The organism is Mycobacterium sp. (assembly GCF_049585075.1).
Taxonomy (GTDB): Bacteria; Actinomycetota; Actinomycetes; order Mycobacteriales; family Mycobacteriaceae; genus Mycobacterium.
On record NZ_JBAUZA010000268.1, the window covers coordinates 25,681 to 40,962 of the forward strand.

Consider the following 15,282-nt stretch of genomic DNA (forward strand, 5'->3'; position numbering starts at 1 on the left):
GCCGCCGCGACCGCGGCGCATTTGGCAACGGCCGCGGGGGTATTCATGTTACGGCGATCGCTGTGATCGCACGGTCGCCGGTTTCGCGTGCGACGCGTTCTCCCGACTCCGGTAGCTCCTCTTGTCCAGCCAGCCGGCTAGTTTGCCAAATCACATCGGACACAGTCCACCATTGAGTACGTTCTAGCCGTGTCCCCTCGGCGGGGATGCCCAAATCGGCTGCGGCTGCGGCTGAGATCCCCCGCCCTTGCGTTCACGGGTTGGTGATGTCGGAGCAGATTGTCAGTCGGGCGACCGAGGAGCAGGCGCTGGTCGATTTTCTGGACGCGGTGCCCGATCAGTCGTGCGCGTTGGTCATTGAAGGTGATGTAGGTATTGGTAAGACGACCCTGTGGCTGGATGCGGTAGCGCGGGCTCGCGATCGCGGTTTTCGAGTGTTGACCAGTCGTGCTGCGTCCGCCGAGTCGGTGCTGGCTTACACGGGTCTGGCTGATTTGCTCAGTGATGTCGAGGGATCGATCTGGGGTGATTTGCCGGCTCCGCAACGGCAAGGTTTGGATGCGGCGTTGTTGCGAAATGATACGCATGACGCAGATGCGCGGGCCGTGGCGGCGGCGGTTGTGGCGGTCATCGATCGGTTGGCTGCGCAGGGTCCCATCCTGCTTGCCATCGATGATCTTCAATGGCTGGATACCTCCACCGCTAATGCGGTGTCGTTTGCCGCGCGCCGGCTTCCTAACGGGGCAGCGTTGGTGTGCACGACCCGTCCCGAGCAGGCGGCGTCGCGCGTTCAGCTTCCCAGTCCGGACGCGGTGCGCCGGATCCGCATGCAGCCGTTGACGGTTGGTGAATTGCATCAGGTTCTGACGATTCGGCTGGGCATGTCGTTCGCCCGTCCGGTGTTGCTGCGTATTCATGAGATCGCCGCAGGGAACCCATTTTTCGCGCTTGAGCTCGCCCGTGAAGTCGGTACCAAACGCGCTAGCGAACTGACCATGCCCACCAGCCTTAGGGAGTTGGTGAACTCACGGATCAGCCGGGTCGGTGGGGGCTCTGAAGCCGCGCTGCTCGCGATGGCTAGCCTGCCCGATCCCACCGTGCAGATGGTGGCCCAGGCCACCGACACCACACCGGATCGACTCATTGAGTTGCTTGGCGAGGCCGAAACGCAGGCCGTGGTGGAAATCGACGGGAACCGGATCCAGTTCACCCATCCGGTGTTGGCGCACGGTGTCTACACCGGTGCCCCGCCTCGGCGTCGGCGCGGCATGCACCGACGGCTGGCCGACCTGGTCACCGAACCCGAGCTGCGTGCGCGTCACCTGGCCTTGTCGGCGGCCACCGCCGAGACACACACGGTCGAGGCCCTCGACACTGCCGCCGAAATGGCCCGCGCCAGAGGAGCTCCCGCCGCCGCCGCCGAACTACTCGAACTGGCGATCGGCCTGGGCGCCGACGACCTACCACGCCGAATCCGCTGTGCCGCATACCACCTCGATGCCGGCGATCCAGCGCGCGCCCGCACCATCCTGGAGGAAACTCTCGAACGATGTGCTCCTGGCCCGCTACGCGCCCAGGCGTTGAACCTGCTGGCGATGGTCAGGCTGACAAACGACGACTTCGTCGAGGCCGCCAGACTGCTGGATCGCGCGCTAGCTGATGCGGCTGATGACGTTTCGCTGCGATCCACGGTGCTCGTCACGTTGTCGTACGCGCTATTCAATTGCGATCAGCTTGACGCCGCCGTGATGCGGTCCGAGGAGGCGGTCGCCGCGGCGTCAGAGCTTGGCGCCAGGCACGTGCTCGGTCAGGCGCTGAGCATGCGCGTCATGATGCGGTTCCTGCGTGGCGGCGGCGTCGACCACGACGACTTGCAGCGCGCAGTCGCCTTGGAGCGCCAAGACGTCGAGGTCCCCCTGCCGTTTCGGCCCAGCACGCAACAGGTACTGCTGCTGGACTGGACCGGCCACCTCGATGAAGCTCGCGAACGGATGTGGTCGCTGGGTGCCATCTGCATCGACCATGGGGATGAAGCAGCGCTCAGCTTCATCACCTTCAACGCGGTACTCAATTGCATCTGGCGAGGCCGCTTCGACGAGGCCGGATTGATGTCCGATGAGGCAGTCGAACGCGCAGGACAGCTGGGAGGCGATGTCCCCGTGGCCGCCGCGCTCACCAGCCGTGCCGCCGTCGCGGCGTACTCCGGCGATGCTGACCAGACCCGGAGTGATTTTGCCTTGGCGCTCGCGATCTTCCAGCGCTGTAAGTCCTACCGATTGCGGGAGTGGCTGATCACAGCCCTGGGTTTTCTCGAATTGTCCCTCGGTAACTATCAGGTGACGCTGAACGTGCTCGAGCCGCTGCTGTCTCAGCTCGAGTCGCCGTTGGGTGCCACGGAGATCATCCACGCCTCGTTCGTCCCTGACGCCGCCGAGGCCCTGATTGGCGTTGGCCGTCTTGATGAAGCCGAGGGGTTGATCGATGCATTAGAGCGCAACGGCCGCCGGCTTGATCGCCCTTGGATGCTGGCTGTCGGCATGCGCTGCCGGGCCATGCTGCTGGCCGGACGAGGTGATCTCACTGCGGCCACCACAACCGCTGAGCTCGCCATGACCGAACATCAGCGCCTGCCCATGCCCTTCGAACGCGCCCGCACTCAGTTGCTGCTCGGCCAGCTGCAGCGTCGACAGCGCCGCCGCGACGCCGCAACCGCGACCCTGACGGAAGCCCACCAGACCTTTGAGCGCCTCGGCACACCGTTGTGGGCCGACCGCGTCAAAGCCGAGTTGGACCGCGGCATGTCAGGCCGACGCCGCGCTCAGGGACTCACCCCATCCGAACAACGCGTGGCCGAGCTGGCCGTCACCGGCATCACCAACCGAGACATCGCCGCCGCACTGTTCATCAGCCCCAAAACCGTTGAGGTGAACCTCAGCCGCATCTACCACAAACTCGGCGTCCGCTCACGCCTGGAGCTCTACCGAGCGCTCGACTCGCCAGAAGCCGCAGCATCTCTCAAAGAGTAGGAAAACCCCTGATGTGAGCAACAGCAAGCATCGATAGCGTCGGGCAATGGCTATCACCGAGGTGGGTCTGGAGCGCTTCCTCGTCGAGTGGTACGGCCGTCGGGCGCCCGCCCGTCCTCTCAGCGACACGGCTCGGCGTCTCACTGACGGCGCCGCATCCATCTCGACGCACGGCACTCAGATTCGATTGCTGATGGTGCTCGCCGTACCCGCAGATGACTACGCCTTCGGCATCTTCGCCGCGGAATCGGCTGCAGCTGTAGCGCAGGTATGCGTCGCCGCCGGGGCTCCGGCGGAACGAATCAGCGCTGCCGTCGGATGGCCCGATACGTTGGATTGGTGATCGTCCAGGCGTAAGGCGGGCGCCTACTGCGGCACCTTTGGTGTGATTTTTCGAGCCAGATCGACGGCAGCCGAATTGGCTTGGTCTGGCGAGAGTTTCAGCATTGCGACTTGGACGGTGTTGGATCTATTGCCGGCCGCGAACTCGACCTGGCCGCCGCCCATCAAGCGCATTCCATCGGGTCCGGGCGTTGTTGGATCAGGAAACCCGGCTTCCGGCGCGGGCAACGTGTTATTGCGGGCCGTCCCCGGGTTGCCGATTTCAACGGACACGGACTCCTCCGTCGTGGGGTTTTCCCACGCGCAATTGCCCATCTCCGGATCTTTATTCGTCGACTTGCCTGGCACCGTGACTCCCAGGACGCCCGAAATGTCCTGTGGCGACAGCATTGAACACGCATCGATCGCCATGGCGGTATGCGTCGTGTTCGGGACTGCATTGCTCGGGCCGCTCGGGCCGCTTTGGGATTGGCAGCCGGCGACCGGGCCGCTCAGCGCGACGGCGGCGCCGGCCAGCACGAGCTGAGAGGTCTTGACAATCTTCCTCATGAGAACTCCTTCTCGCCGATCATCCGAAAGTCGCAGCAGCGGTGGCGCTTTACCGCGCGTGCGCGGAGCGAGTTGCTTACGACGGTCGTCGCCGCCGCACCGCCCTTCGGGTCAGGACCGTTAACCCGACACGTTCGTCTGGAAGGAATTGAAGGCATAGGGCTGGCCCTGGAACGTGCCGCTGCAGGAAATCGTCACGGCATAGGTGGCGAGCACAGGATTCGCGAATGGGCCGAAGGTCGCGGACTGGCCGGCGGCCACTGCCTTACTCTGCGAAACCGTCGCGGGCACGTTCAACCCCCTGGTCTCTTTCGCGTTGTAGTTGCACTGAACGTCAATCGACGAGGTGTTATTTACATCGAATGACACCTGGCCAGCTTGGTTTTCGTTTACCTTGATGGCGTCCTTCGGGGGCGCGGGTACCGCGGCTGGGACAGCCGCGGGTGCGGGTGCCTCCGGCTGCCCCTGTTGCTGCGGCGCTGGCGCCGGGGCAGGCACCGGGGCAGCCTTAGCCGGCGGCGTGTAGCCGTAGTGCGAATAGGGAGTGCAATGGTCGCCCCCGACGGTGACCTTGCGGCAGGCCTGCACCCCGAAAGCCATGACACCCGTGCCCGGTTCTGAGCCCACCCTGTGTGTCTGGCCATTGATGCACTTGAAGTCGTATTCGTTTTGGTCCGCACCGTCAAACATGACGTGCAGGGCGTCGACGACGTAATCGCCGTTCACGCGCGGGCAGCCACCGATGATGCACGTCGAGTGGGAATCACTGTCTGGGCTACAGGATACGGTGAGCCCATTGGGCAGCGTGTCCGCGGACGCGATCGGCGGCAGCGCTGTCCCGGCAACGCCGATCAGCGCGGCCATCAGCGGTGCGGCTTTCCGAATCGTTGTGAGGCTGGCCATGGGAGGTCCTTTGTTTAAGCTGCCTATCAGGAGTTCGAACTCTATGGAGCCAGCCACCCCCAGCGCATCAGGGATTTCACTACAGTTTCGGAACGACCGACCAGTTCGAAGCAGTGTTGGCTAGGTCGGCTCGACGCGAAACCACTAACCGAGCAAGAAGTCGGCCACCACCGCGGCCATGTCGTCGATGGCGTTGCGTGGCATGACTTCGAAACCATGGGTGCTCAGCGTGGGCAGGCAGAGCAGCCCCGCGCGCGGCGTGAGCCCGCTGGCCTTGGAGTGGGAGGCATCGGACATGAACGCGCCGAGCGTCGCCGACTGCGGCGCCAGCCCGCGCGCAGTGGCGATCTGCATCAGCCGATCGGCGACGTCCTTGTCGTATGCGCAGAGGGCGTCGCTGTAGCCGACGATGGGGCCACCGGTGACGGTGGTCGCGTACTCCCGCTCGGTGGGCCCGACGTCCAGCGCCAGCGTGAGCGTGCCAGGCAGGCTGGCGCTTGCATACGAGCCGCCGATCCCGCCGACCTCTTCGTTGGTGGTGAACGCCAGGTAGACGTCGTCGGCGGGCCGTTGCCCGTGCTCATGCAGCAGTCGGGCTGCGCGCAACAAGGCGGTCACCGCGGCGCGGTCGTCAAGAAAGTAGGCGCCGACGTAGTTTCCGAATTCGACCAGATCTCTCTTGCTGCGATCGACACATACCCGGGTGCCGGCATGCACGCCCGCTGCGGCCAAATCTTCGGGGGTCCGACCAGTGAAGACATAGACGTGCTGCCAATCCAGCGCCTTGTCGCCTTGATCGGGTTTGGTCTCCCAGATCCGCGGACTCTCTATCGTCGTGTGCTCGGAGCCGAGCGTGAGCACCGCGGTGAGCGTCTGGTGCTCGCCGAGCACCGCGACTGGACCGAGCCCGAAGTTGCCTGGGTACATGATTCCGAGCTGCGTTAGGTGCAGTGTTCCGTCGGATTCGACCCGCTTGACCAGCATCGTCAGTTCGTCCATGTGTGCCGTGACCCGCGTCCCGGGGCCGGGCCCGAACGTCAAGCGGTGGCGGTGGGCCTGGGCTGTGAGGTCGTCGTCGGCCCTAGCCGTCGCAGCGACATAGCCGATCAGGTTGCCGGCGTCGTCGGTCCACATGTCGTCAACAAAGGGTTGCAGCTCGCGGGCGCAGACGGCCCGCACCGCGTCTTCTTGGCCGCACGGCCCGTAGGTCCACAGCAGCTCTTGCAATAGGTCGTCGGTGGAATCGTGGTCGCCCTGATGCGCCATCAGATCACCTTTCTGTCACTGGCAACGTATCCATGCCGACGCCTGCGCAAACCCAGGCTGGTTTGCGGGCCTGTTCTAAGTGGTAGCCGCAGGGGTGTCGATGCGAGATGCTAGGGGTTAAAGGAAAGAAGGACGGCAGTGAACGAAGAGCAACGCAATGTGATGGCATCAGGGCGGGGCTTTATCGCAGCGCTGGACCAAAGCGGTGGGAGCACCCCAAAAGCCTTGAAGCTATACGGGATTGCGGAAGACGCATACCACGGCGACGAGCAGATGTTCGACCTCATTCACCAGATGCGTGAGCGACTGATGTCGAGTCCGAGCTTCACCGGAGACAAAATATTGGCGACGATTCTTTTCGAGCAGACCATGGACCGCGCCATCAACGGCGAGGACACCGCGGCGTTTCTGTGGAAGCAAAAGCACATCGTGCCGTTTGTGAAGGTCGACCAGGGGCTTGCTGACGCCGAAAACGGCGTTCAGCTGATGAAGCCGATGACCAAGCTCGACTCGTTGCTGGACCGTGCGGTCGACAAGGGCATTTTCGGTACCAAGATGCGCTCGTTCATCCAAGAGGCGGACCAGGACGGGATCAAAGCGATCGTCGACCAGCAGTTCGACTACGCGCACACCATCGCTGAGCGCGGACTCATGCCGATCATCGAGCCCGAGGTCAGCATCAAATGCCCCGACAAGGCCGAAGCGGACAGCCTCCTGGTAGCAGCGCTGAGGGCGAAGCTCGATGAACTCGGCGGCGACGGGCAGGTCATGCTCAAGCTGACGTTGCCCGACGAAAACGACCTCTACGCGCCGCTGATCGAGCATCCCCGAGTGCTGCGAGTGGTCGCCTTGTCCGGTGGCTACAGCCTGGCGGAGAGCTGCACGATCTTGGCTCGCTGTCATCACCTCATCGCGAGCTTCTCGCGAGCGTTGACGGAGGGGCTGACCGCCGATCAGACCGATGCGGAATTCGACGAGAAGCTCAAGTCGAATATCGATGAGATTTACGCCGCGTCACTGACCTAACCGGCTTCGGCCATCGCCTTCACTGGTCCGACGGCACCTCCGCGAATCCCGGTTCCCCGCCGTCGACCACGGAATTGAACCGGACCCGAGTTTCGAGATGTTCGTTGATTTCTTGGATCGCGCTCTCCGGAAGCGCGGTGACATCGAAGTTCTCTTTGATGCGTGACGGCGTGACCGATCCAGTGAGCACAGCGGTTCCGCGCTGAATCCCCCAGGCCAAAAGCACTTGCGCGGGTGTCTTTTCAAGTCGCTGCGCGATCGAGACAATGGTTGGGTCGTCGAGCAGCCGCGGTTCTAGCGCGTGTCCCAGCGACGCGAACGCAAGCAGGGTGATCCCATGTTGCTTGCACAATTCATGGAGCTCCCATTGCGGGTGATAAGGGTGCGACTCGACCTCCACGACCGCCGGTTTGATCCGTGCGGTATCGACGATTTCGCGGGTGCTTTCGGCGTCGATGTCGGACAGACCTATCGCTCGTGAAAGTCCCTCGTCGACAAGGGCTTCCATCGCGGCCCAGGTTTCCTTCAACGTGACTCCGTCGTCGTAGATGACCGCTCCATCCGGGTGTCGGGGATCTTGGTCATCGCCCGGCTGGAACGCGAATGGGGTGTGCACTAGATATAGATCGACGGTGTCGAGTCCGAGCCTGGTCAGGCTGGCCTGCAGCGCGGGCTTGACGCGTTCAGGTCGATGGTTGTTGTTCCACAGCTTGGTGGTCACGAACAGGTCCTCGCGGCGCACCGTCCCGGCAGCGAAGAGCTCCTTGATTGCCGCGCCGACCTCTGCTTCGTTGCGGTACCGCTCGGCGGCGTCGAGGTGGCGGAACCCAACCTCGACCGCGGTCTTGACGGCGCTAAGCGTCTTCGTGTTGTCGGAGAGCGATGTGCCAAACCCCAGTGCAGGGATCTCGCCGCTGCCGTTGTTCAGGACAAAGTTGTGCTGGCTTAGGTTTTCGTTCGATGCCATGGCTTTTCGTCTCCTTCATAGGGCCGGCGCGTAGAAGGCCTCGGCGGGTATTGACGGGACCCCGAGTTCGGCTGCGATCGCATCGATTGCACGCCGGCCGACGGCAAGATCTACTCGGCCGTCGGAGGTGTAGTAGGGATGGATGTAGCGCTCGTAGTAGCGGTGCACTTCTTGATGGGTCATCCGGTTCAGAAATGACGCGATGTAACGGGCGGCCAGGTCGGGTTGATCCGCCATCGTTTCCAGCGCGCGCTGGTTGGCCCGCACCAGCCCTTGTACCGCCGGGCTGTCGATCGGATTGTGGGTGGGGTCTACCGCGATTCCTACGGTCGGAATCTGGAAATGATCTCCCACCCAAGCCAATACGTGGAAGCCGTCTTCCCCGGCGACCTGCTCGGGTCCGAGGGTGCTGCCGACGTAGGCAGCGTCGATGGAGCCGTCCTGAAGGCGCCGTAAGTCCATCTGGTAGTCGCCGGGATGTCGCACCACACAATGCACGTCGCGGTCGGGGTCTAAACCGTGCTCGCGCAGCACTATGCGCGCAAAGCATCCTGGCGGGTTGTCGGGCGCGTGTACAGCGAGCCGCCGCCCGCGAAGCTCGGCCATGGATGTCAGATTGGCGTTGCCGAGGAACCAGAACAATGGACGGTCGGTGTTGACGCTCAGCACAATCCATTCGACGCCGTCGGTCAGCCGCGACAACAGCGCGCGACCGAGCCCAATGGTCGCACAGGAGCGCAGACGCGCTATGTCCCAACGGGTTCCATCGCGCAAGGCGACGTGAATGCCCTCGTTTTCGAAGTAGCCCTCTTGATCGGCCACATGGGCGATCAGCTCCTCGTGGATACCGCGGCCGACATAGGCGAGGTCGATCGTGTGCATGGTGAGACCTTCCGTCAGTCCATCGTCAAGCCACCGTCGACCGGGAGATAGTGACCGGTAGTGAAACCGGATTCCTCACTTGCCAGGAAAGCGCACGTCTCCGCGACCTCGTCAGGCGTGACGAGCCGTCCCATCGGAGCGGCCGCACCGAGGTGGTTCATCTCCTCCCCCGTCAACTCTCGGCTCATCGTCGTTCCCTGCACTGTTGCCGGTGCGACCAGGTTGGCGGTGATTCCGTGCGGCGCCAGCTCAAGTGCGATATAGCGCACGAACTGATTCATCGCCGCCTTGGCGGTGCCGAGGTTGATCATGCCTGCGCGCGGATGCCGCGACGGCGCCGCGGTCATATAGATCAGACGGCCATACCTTCGGGAAATCATGCCCGCCACAACAGCTTTGGTGATCAAGAATGCGGCGTGCAGCTCTCGGTCCAGCTTGCCACCGAGCTGTTCCCAGCTCAGATCGGCAAACGAAGTAATAGCGTAAGGAATCAATGCGTTGTGTACCACCACGTCGACTTGACCCCACCGCTGTTCGGTGTCGTCGACCATCGCGGTGACATCGTCGGCGATGGTGACGTCAGCCTTGGTTGCTACCGCCTCACCGCCGGCCACGGCAATGGCCGCGACCACCTCTTCGGCCTCCGCGGCGCTCGACCGATAGTTGACGACCACCCGAAACCCGCGTTGGGCAAGCACCCGGGCAGTCGCAGCACCGATCCCTCGACTGGCTCCAGTGACCATCGCGACGTGTGACATCAGAGTCGCTGGTCCGGTCGGCCGTTTCGCCCCTGCAGCATTTCAAGATCGTACGGCCAGCCGCAACACTGGCGTAACCGTCGAGCGAAGATTAACCCGCGCGACGTGCATGAACAATGGGCGCGACCGCTGCACCGTTGGGCCACGCGAGACGAGGTAGCGTCACGAGGAGTCATCAGTAGTTCGACGTCGGAGAGAAGGAGCGGAATCGTGGAATCGGCTTTACTCGGATTTCTGACCCTAGTCGCCCTTGTGCTGGCGTTGGTGTTCGCCGCTTTTGCTGCTGTATACGTGAGGAGGCTGGAGGACCGAGCGCCTTCTGCAATGAGCGACGAAATAGGCAGCGCCAAAGCAGTCACGCATAAAGTGCGCAAGGGTGAGCCGATGTCGACGGATGAGTTGGACTATGCGCGGCAAATCATTAGAGCTCGCAGCTCCGTGATGGCGCTCTGCATCCCCGGCGCTTTGTTCATGGTGGGATGCTTTTATGTGTTCGGCAGTCTTTACCACTTGCATGGAGCGACGCCCTCCGAGCGGACATTTCTCGGGGTGTTCCCCATGTTGGCCTCGATGAACCTCACGACTCAGATTCTCCGCAGCATGAGGTTGAAAAGGCGCCTGCGGAAAATATCGTGAAACAACACAAGCCAGGTTGTGGTGCTTGCCGTTTCGTCGACTTCCGATGAGTTGGACTTTGGTTCGCCCGTGCTGCCGACGGCACCAGCAGGTGATAACGTCCCACACCGCTTGCTTACGTTCCGGAAGGGGCTGGTAATCTCATATCCGGTCATATCTCAACCTAGTTGATATATGACTCCGAGGCATGTCGCCCCGGCTCCTGCGTAAGGGACGAAGCGAGAACACGAGGTCGGGGACCGGATTCCGGAAGGTGATGGAGTGAGCCCTCGTTCAGCCGGCAGGACTGTGCTGGCGCGAGTCTGGATGCCTTTGGTTGCCGTCGTTGTGGTCGGCGTTGGGGCGGTGGCCATGTGGAAGGTGCATCAGTTCTCCGCTCCCCCGCCTGTCATCACCGTCAATCAGCCGGCAGCGCCTCCGGAGTTCAGTATCAAAAAGCTCACCTATGAGTTGTTCGGCTCCGTCGGGCAAGGGGGGATTCTCGTCTGGGTGGACATCAACGGGCATCCGCATCAGGTCAATCTCACGACCTTGCCGTGGTCGCACACCGAGGCGACCACGCTCACCGTGGTGTCCGGCAGCATCTCGGCGCAGGTTCATGGCGGTCAAGTCGGCTGCCGCTTGCGGGTGAATGGCGTTGTCCGCGCTGAACAGTCCGATACCCATCAGGATGCACACGTCTATTGCCTGGTGAAATCCGCATGAGCGAGCATCGAGCCGAACCTCGCGTGAAACGGCCCTTCGTCCCCCGAATGGTCCGCATCTTCGCGATACCGATCATCGCATTCTGGGGCCTTCTTGCCGTGTCGACGAACACCTTCATGCCGCAGGTAGAGAGGGTCGCAGAAGAGCTCGCGGGGCCGGTGGTCCCGCACTACGCGCCGTCGCAGCGGGCGTTGCTGGCCATCGGTGCGAAGTTCCACGAGTCCAATTCGACCAGCTTGGCCATGATCGTGCTGGAAGCCAACCGGCCGCTGGGCGACGTGGATCATCAGTACTACGACGATTTGATGCGCCGGTTCAAGCAAGACCCCAAGCATGTGCAGTACGTCATGGATCTGTGGGGCAAGCCGATCACCGCCGCGGGGGCGCAGAGCCTCGACGGCAAGTGCGCGTACGTGCTGTTGCGTCTCGCGGGCGATATCGGCCAAATGCAAGCGAATGAGTCCGTTAGTGCCGTTCGGGACATCGTCGCCAAGGACCACCCGCCACCCGGGCTCAAGGTGTACGTCAGCGGCGCGGCCCCGCTCGCCAAAGACACGGTGGCCATTGCGAATTCAAGCTTGAACAACATCACGATCGTGACGATCTTCCTCATCACCGGGATGTTGCTGCTGGTGTACCGCTCCATCGTCACTCTGTTTGTGCGGTTGGCCGGGGTTCTGTTCGAGCTGCTGGTCGCGAAGGGGGTTATCGCGACCCTCGGGCATCTCGGCTACATCGAGCTCTCGTCATTCGCGGTGAACATCGTCGTCGCGCTGACCCTGGGAGCGGGGACGGATTACGGCATCTTCTTGATGGGCCGCTATCACGAAGCGAGACACGATGGCGAAACCAGGGAGGAGGCGTTTTACACCGCTTATAAGAGTGTCACGCCGGTCATCCTTGGCTCGGGGCTGACCATCGCAGGGGCCTGTTACTGCTTGACTTTCGCGCGACTCAACTATTTCCACACCATGGGCCCGGCCGTCGCTATCGCCATGCTGTTCACGATCGCGGCAGCGCTGACGCTCGGCCCGGCCTTCTTGACCGTGGGCAGCCTTTTCGGGCTCTTCGACCCGAGAGGCAAGGCCAAGGCGCATCTGTATCGGCGGATCGGCACGAGCGTGGTGCGATGGCCGGTGCCGGTCCTCGCGGCCAGTGCCGCTGCCGTCGTGTTCGGCGCAATCTTCGTGCCGACGTATCGGCAGAACTACGACGACCGTCAGTACCAACCGCGCAGCGGCCCCGCCAATCAGGGTTTCCAGGCCGCGGATCGGCACTTCCCGAAGAGCAAGCTGTTCTCCGAGATGCTGATGATCGAGTCGGATCACGACATGCGAAACTCTGCTGATTTCATCTCATTGGACCGTGCGGCCAAGGCCCTCGAGCGCCTTCCCGGTGTCGCGATGGTGCAAAGCATCACCAGGCCCATGGGCCGAGCCTTGGAACATGCCACACTCCCGTACCTATTCACCACACAAGGCAGCGGGAACGGTCAACAGCTCCCGTTCAACCAGCAGCAAAACGCTAACACCAGCGAGCAGGCACAGGTCACGACGCACACCGTCGAGGTCCTACGGAAAGAGATCGCCTTTTTCCAAAAGATGTCGGATGAGCTGCACCAGACGGTTCTCACCGTTGAGGATCTGCAGAGGGTCACCGAGGAGATGAATGAGGAAGTCTCAAACGTCGACGATTTCTTCCGGCCGCTGAAGAGCTACTTCTATTGGGAGAAGCACTGTTTCGACATACCCATTTGCTGGACCTTCAGATCGCTATGGGACACGATCGACCACATCGACCACTTGGCCGCAGACATCAACAACGCCAGGATCTCCCTCGAAGAGATCGACAAGGTCCTACCGCAAATCATCACGCAACTGAAACTCACGGCAGACGACTCGGAGTCTTTGGCGCGTCTTTTGGTCAATAGCTACGGTTCCTCGTCGCTACAGTCCACACAGACCGACCAGACATTCTTCGACCAGGTCAACGTGGGGCTCGACTTCGACCAGTCCCGCAGCGACGACTTCTTCTACATCCCGCATGAGGGTTTTGACAACGAAGACGTCAAGACGGGTATGCAGCTGCTGATGTCGCCGGACGGCAAGGCTGCGCGGCTCATCATCACCCACGAGGGGGACGCCAATGGCCCGGATGGCGTGCAGCATGTTGAACAGTTCCCCACAGCGATAACCGCGGCGCTGAAAGAGACCTCGCTGGCCGGCGCCAAAGTTTATATCGGCGGTTCGGGATCAACCAATAAGGACATCAAGCAATACGCCGCATCCGATCTGCTTATCGTGGCGATCGCTGCCTTCGTGCTGATCTTCTTGATCATGTTGTTCCTCACGCGAAGTCTGATGGCCGCCGTGGTCATCCCCAGCACCGTGGCTTTCTCTTACGCCGGAGCGTTCGGGCTGTCCATACTCGTCTGGCAGCACCTCATCGGCCTGCCCCTGTACTGGTTGATATTGCCGCTGACGTTCATCATCCTGGTGGCGGTGGGTTCGGACTACAACCTCCTGTTGATCCTGCGCGTCAAAGAGGAGCTCCACGCCGGAATCCACACCGGTCTGATCCGCGCGCTCGGAAGCACCGGTGGTGTGGTGACGTCGGCGGGTTTGGTGTTCGCGTTCACCATGCTGGCAATGCTGACAAGTGATCTCAGAACCATCGGCCAGGTGGGCTCCACTGTCTGCATCGGCCTGCTGCTCGACACGCTTATCGTGCGTTCGTTCGTCGTGCCGTGCATCCTCAGAATCCTCGGGCCGTGGTTCTGGTGGCCCACACTGGTGCGTACCCGCCCGCTACCGCAGCGATAAAAGCGATTTCGACTGGCTCAATCAGTGCACACTGCGCGGCGCTCACATCCTCTGGGTCGCAACTGTCACATGCGTCTCTGGGCCGGTCGACACCCGATGTGCCCGGCTCTGAGCGACAATTTTGGTAGCGCTGTGCTGCGAATGAGGTTGTCGCTACTAGGCGGGCACATCGGGCGTCGCCTCCGACAGAGGCCAGTGTTACGGATGTGGCGAGGTAGCAATATTTGGACCTGCCGCCCCCGCGTTCCCGACGGCCTGCGACCCTAACGCCAGTTGAGTTATGTTGCGCGGCAACGTAGTTCCGACTCTAGGTTAGTGCACAATTTTTGTGTTACGAATCGTGAGCCAACTGGGTTTGAACACATCAAGCAGACGCTGGCATGCCCGGCGGCTCAGTCCTGGCGATCGGCCAACTCGGCGACGAATCGATCGATGAAGTCGTCCAGTGGCTTGTTGCCGGCAGGCCGAATGACGAACTTCGTCAAACCGGCCGCCAAATAACCGTCTAGCTGGCGATGCAGCTGATCCCAGTCCGCGGCGATCAGCTCACCTGGATCCAGATCTGGACGACGTCGGCGGACCGCCGCTCCTAGCTCTGCCGGCACCTCACCGTCGGCGACGGCCAACGAAATCCCGAAGTGATCCGGCTCGAGGTGTCGGTTCGCCTGCGCCGCAGCATGTTCGATCGCTTCGCGCCCTGCCCTGGCCTCGGTTGGCGTGAGGAAACTACCCAGCCAGCCATCGCCGAACGTGCCGATGCGCCGAAACGCCGCCGGCGCAGAACCACCCAACCAAATATCGAGCGGAGGTTCCGGTCGGGGCGTGATCGCCGTCTCGCTAACCGTGAAGTACCGGCCGGAGTAGCTGGCCGAATCCTCCGTCAACGCCGCCCGGAGTAACTGCAGCGATTCGTCGAACACGGCGGCGCGCTCGCCGTCGGGGACGACAAACAGCTCGCGCTCGGCCGCAATCGCCGACCGCAACCCGAAGACCGGCAGCACCCGCTTGGGCGCCAGGGCCGCCAGCGACGCCAACTGCTTGGCCACCAGCACCGGATGTCGCCCCGGAAGCACCACAACCGAGGTGCCGACCTTCAATCGGGTCGTTCTAGCTAGTGCGTAGGCCATGCCCACCATGGGATCCACCGCTGGGGTGTAAACCAGCTCGGAAAACCACAGCGAGTCGACCCCGCTGGCCTCGAGGTGATCGACGATGCTGGCGAGCTGCCCTGGGTCGGTGTTCACACCCAAGCTGACTCCGAAGCGAATCTTCACCGCATCTGCCTCCGTCTTATCGCGCGTATGTATCGCAACGCGGCCGCACCACCATTTCTGCCCGCAGGGTATGGAACCGACGGGAATCCGGATTGCGAACGGGCCGATTCAGACTGATGTGTTCCT

General features: G+C 62.4%; 13 protein-coding genes. 6 read left to right on the forward strand and 7 right to left on the reverse strand.

Annotated features, from left to right (window positions below):
* Nucleotides 1–266 precede the first annotated feature (266 nt).
* Both WB785_RS12785 and WB785_RS12790 read left to right on the forward strand, forming a co-directional pair.
* Nucleotides 267–3,026, forward strand: coding sequence for an AAA family ATPase (locus WB785_RS12785; RefSeq protein ID WP_424079638.1), 2,760 nt, complete (start codon nt 267–269; stop codon nt 3,024–3,026).
* A gap of 46 nt (nt 3,027–3,072) precedes the next feature.
* Entirely contained in the window at nt 3,073–3,369 is a 297-nt protein-coding gene (locus WB785_RS12790) for a hypothetical protein (RefSeq protein WP_424079640.1), read from the forward strand.
* A gap of 23 nt (nt 3,370–3,392) precedes the next feature.
* Here WB785_RS12790 and WB785_RS12795 read toward each other — a convergent pair whose 3' ends face one another.
* From WB785_RS12795 to WB785_RS12805, 3 genes are all read right to left on the reverse strand, one after another.
* Nucleotides 3,393–3,917 carry a hypothetical protein gene (locus WB785_RS12795; protein WP_424079642.1) on the reverse strand — a complete coding sequence of 175 codons (525 nt, stop codon included), beginning with the start codon at nt 3,915–3,917 and terminating at the stop codon, nt 3,393–3,395.
* A 120-nt stretch (nt 3,918–4,037) separates the two neighbouring features.
* On the reverse strand, nt 4,038–4,781 hold the full coding sequence (locus tag WB785_RS12800) for a hypothetical protein (RefSeq protein WP_424079643.1): 744 nt from the start codon (nt 4,779–4,781) through the stop codon (nt 4,038–4,040).
* Between the two features lie 183 nt (nt 4,782–4,964).
* Complete coding sequence (locus WB785_RS12805; RefSeq protein ID WP_424079645.1) at nt 4,965–6,086, reverse strand: M20/M25/M40 family metallo-hydrolase; 1,122 nt, start codon at nt 6,084–6,086, stop codon at nt 4,965–4,967.
* A gap of 138 nt (nt 6,087–6,224) precedes the next feature.
* On the opposite strand from WB785_RS12805, the gene WB785_RS12810 reads away from it, so the two are divergent.
* On the forward strand, nt 6,225–7,112 hold the full coding sequence (locus WB785_RS12810) for a fructose bisphosphate aldolase (protein ID WP_424079647.1): 888 nt from the start codon (nt 6,225–6,227) through the stop codon (nt 7,110–7,112).
* Between the two features lie 19 nt (nt 7,113–7,131).
* Here WB785_RS12810 and WB785_RS12815 read toward each other — a convergent pair whose 3' ends face one another.
* Genes WB785_RS12815 through WB785_RS12825 form a run of 3 tightly spaced genes read right to left on the reverse strand, consistent with a single transcriptional unit; the run spans nt 7,132 to nt 9,719 of the window.
* Nucleotides 7,132–8,079, reverse strand: a complete 948-nt coding sequence (locus tag WB785_RS12815) for an aldo/keto reductase (RefSeq protein WP_424079648.1) — start codon at nt 8,077–8,079, stop codon at nt 7,132–7,134.
* Nucleotides 8,080–8,094: 15 nt separating this feature from the next.
* Entirely contained in the window at nt 8,095–8,961 is an 867-nt protein-coding gene (locus WB785_RS12820) for an ABC transporter substrate-binding protein (protein WP_424079649.1), read from the reverse strand.
* A 14-nt stretch (nt 8,962–8,975) separates the two neighbouring features.
* Nucleotides 8,976–9,719: an SDR family NAD(P)-dependent oxidoreductase gene (locus WB785_RS12825; protein WP_424079650.1), complete on the reverse strand. Its 744-nt coding sequence runs from the start codon at nt 9,717–9,719 to the stop codon at nt 8,976–8,978.
* Nucleotides 9,720–9,929: 210 nt separating this feature from the next.
* Here WB785_RS12825 and WB785_RS12830 point away from each other — a divergent pair, with 210 nt between their 5' ends.
* The 3 genes from WB785_RS12830 (at nt 9,930) to WB785_RS12840 (ending at nt 13,882) form a co-directional block, all read left to right on the forward strand.
* Entirely contained in the window at nt 9,930–10,355 is a 426-nt protein-coding gene (locus tag WB785_RS12830) for a hypothetical protein (RefSeq protein ID WP_424079651.1), read from the forward strand.
* A gap of 306 nt (nt 10,356–10,661) precedes the next feature.
* On the forward strand, nt 10,662–11,060 hold the full coding sequence (locus tag WB785_RS12835; protein WP_424079700.1) for an MmpS family transport accessory protein: 399 nt from the start codon (nt 10,662–10,664) through the stop codon (nt 11,058–11,060).
* Complete coding sequence (locus WB785_RS12840) at nt 11,057–13,882, forward strand: RND family transporter (RefSeq protein WP_424079653.1); 2,826 nt, start codon at nt 11,057–11,059, stop codon at nt 13,880–13,882. Before WB785_RS12835 ends, WB785_RS12840 begins: the two co-directional genes overlap by 4 nt.
* 392 nt (nt 13,883–14,274) lie before the next feature.
* On the opposite strand, the gene WB785_RS12845 is transcribed toward WB785_RS12840, so the two are convergent.
* Nucleotides 14,275–15,156 carry a TIGR03854 family LLM class F420-dependent oxidoreductase gene (locus WB785_RS12845; RefSeq protein WP_424079655.1) on the reverse strand — a complete coding sequence of 294 codons (882 nt, stop codon included), beginning with the start codon at nt 15,154–15,156 and terminating at the stop codon, nt 14,275–14,277.
* Nucleotides 15,157–15,282: the final 126 nt, after the last annotated feature.

Coding starts and splice junctions, on each gene's coding strand:
- WB785_RS12785 (WP_424079638.1), top strand. CDS start 267: ATGTCGGAGCAGATTGTCAGTCGGGCGACCGAGGAGCAGGCGCTGGTC.
- WB785_RS12790 (WP_424079640.1), top strand. CDS start 3,073: ATGGCTATCACCGAGGTGGGTCTGGAGCGCTTCCTCGTCGAGTGGTAC.
- WB785_RS12795 (WP_424079642.1), bottom strand. CDS start 3,917: ATGAGGAAGATTGTCAAGACCTCTCAGCTCGTGCTGGCCGGCGCCGCC.
- WB785_RS12800 (WP_424079643.1), bottom strand. CDS start 4,781: ATGGCCGCGCTGATCGGCGTTGCCGGGACAGCGCTGCCGCCGATCGCG.
- WB785_RS12805 (WP_424079645.1), bottom strand. CDS start 6,086: ATGGCGCATCAGGGCGACCACGATTCCACCGACGACCTATTGCAAGAG.
- WB785_RS12815 (WP_424079648.1), bottom strand. CDS start 8,079: ATGGCATCGAACGAAAACCTAAGCCAGCACAACTTTGTCCTGAACAAC.
- WB785_RS12820 (WP_424079649.1), bottom strand. CDS start 8,961: ATGCACACGATCGACCTCGCCTATGTCGGCCGCGGTATCCACGAGGAG.
- WB785_RS12825 (WP_424079650.1), bottom strand. CDS start 9,719: ATGTCACACGTCGCGATGGTCACTGGAGCCAGTCGAGGGATCGGTGCT.
- WB785_RS12835 (WP_424079700.1), top strand. CDS start 10,662: ATGCCTTTGGTTGCCGTCGTTGTGGTCGGCGTTGGGGCGGTGGCCATG.
- WB785_RS12840 (WP_424079653.1), top strand. CDS start 11,057: ATGAGCGAGCATCGAGCCGAACCTCGCGTGAAACGGCCCTTCGTCCCC.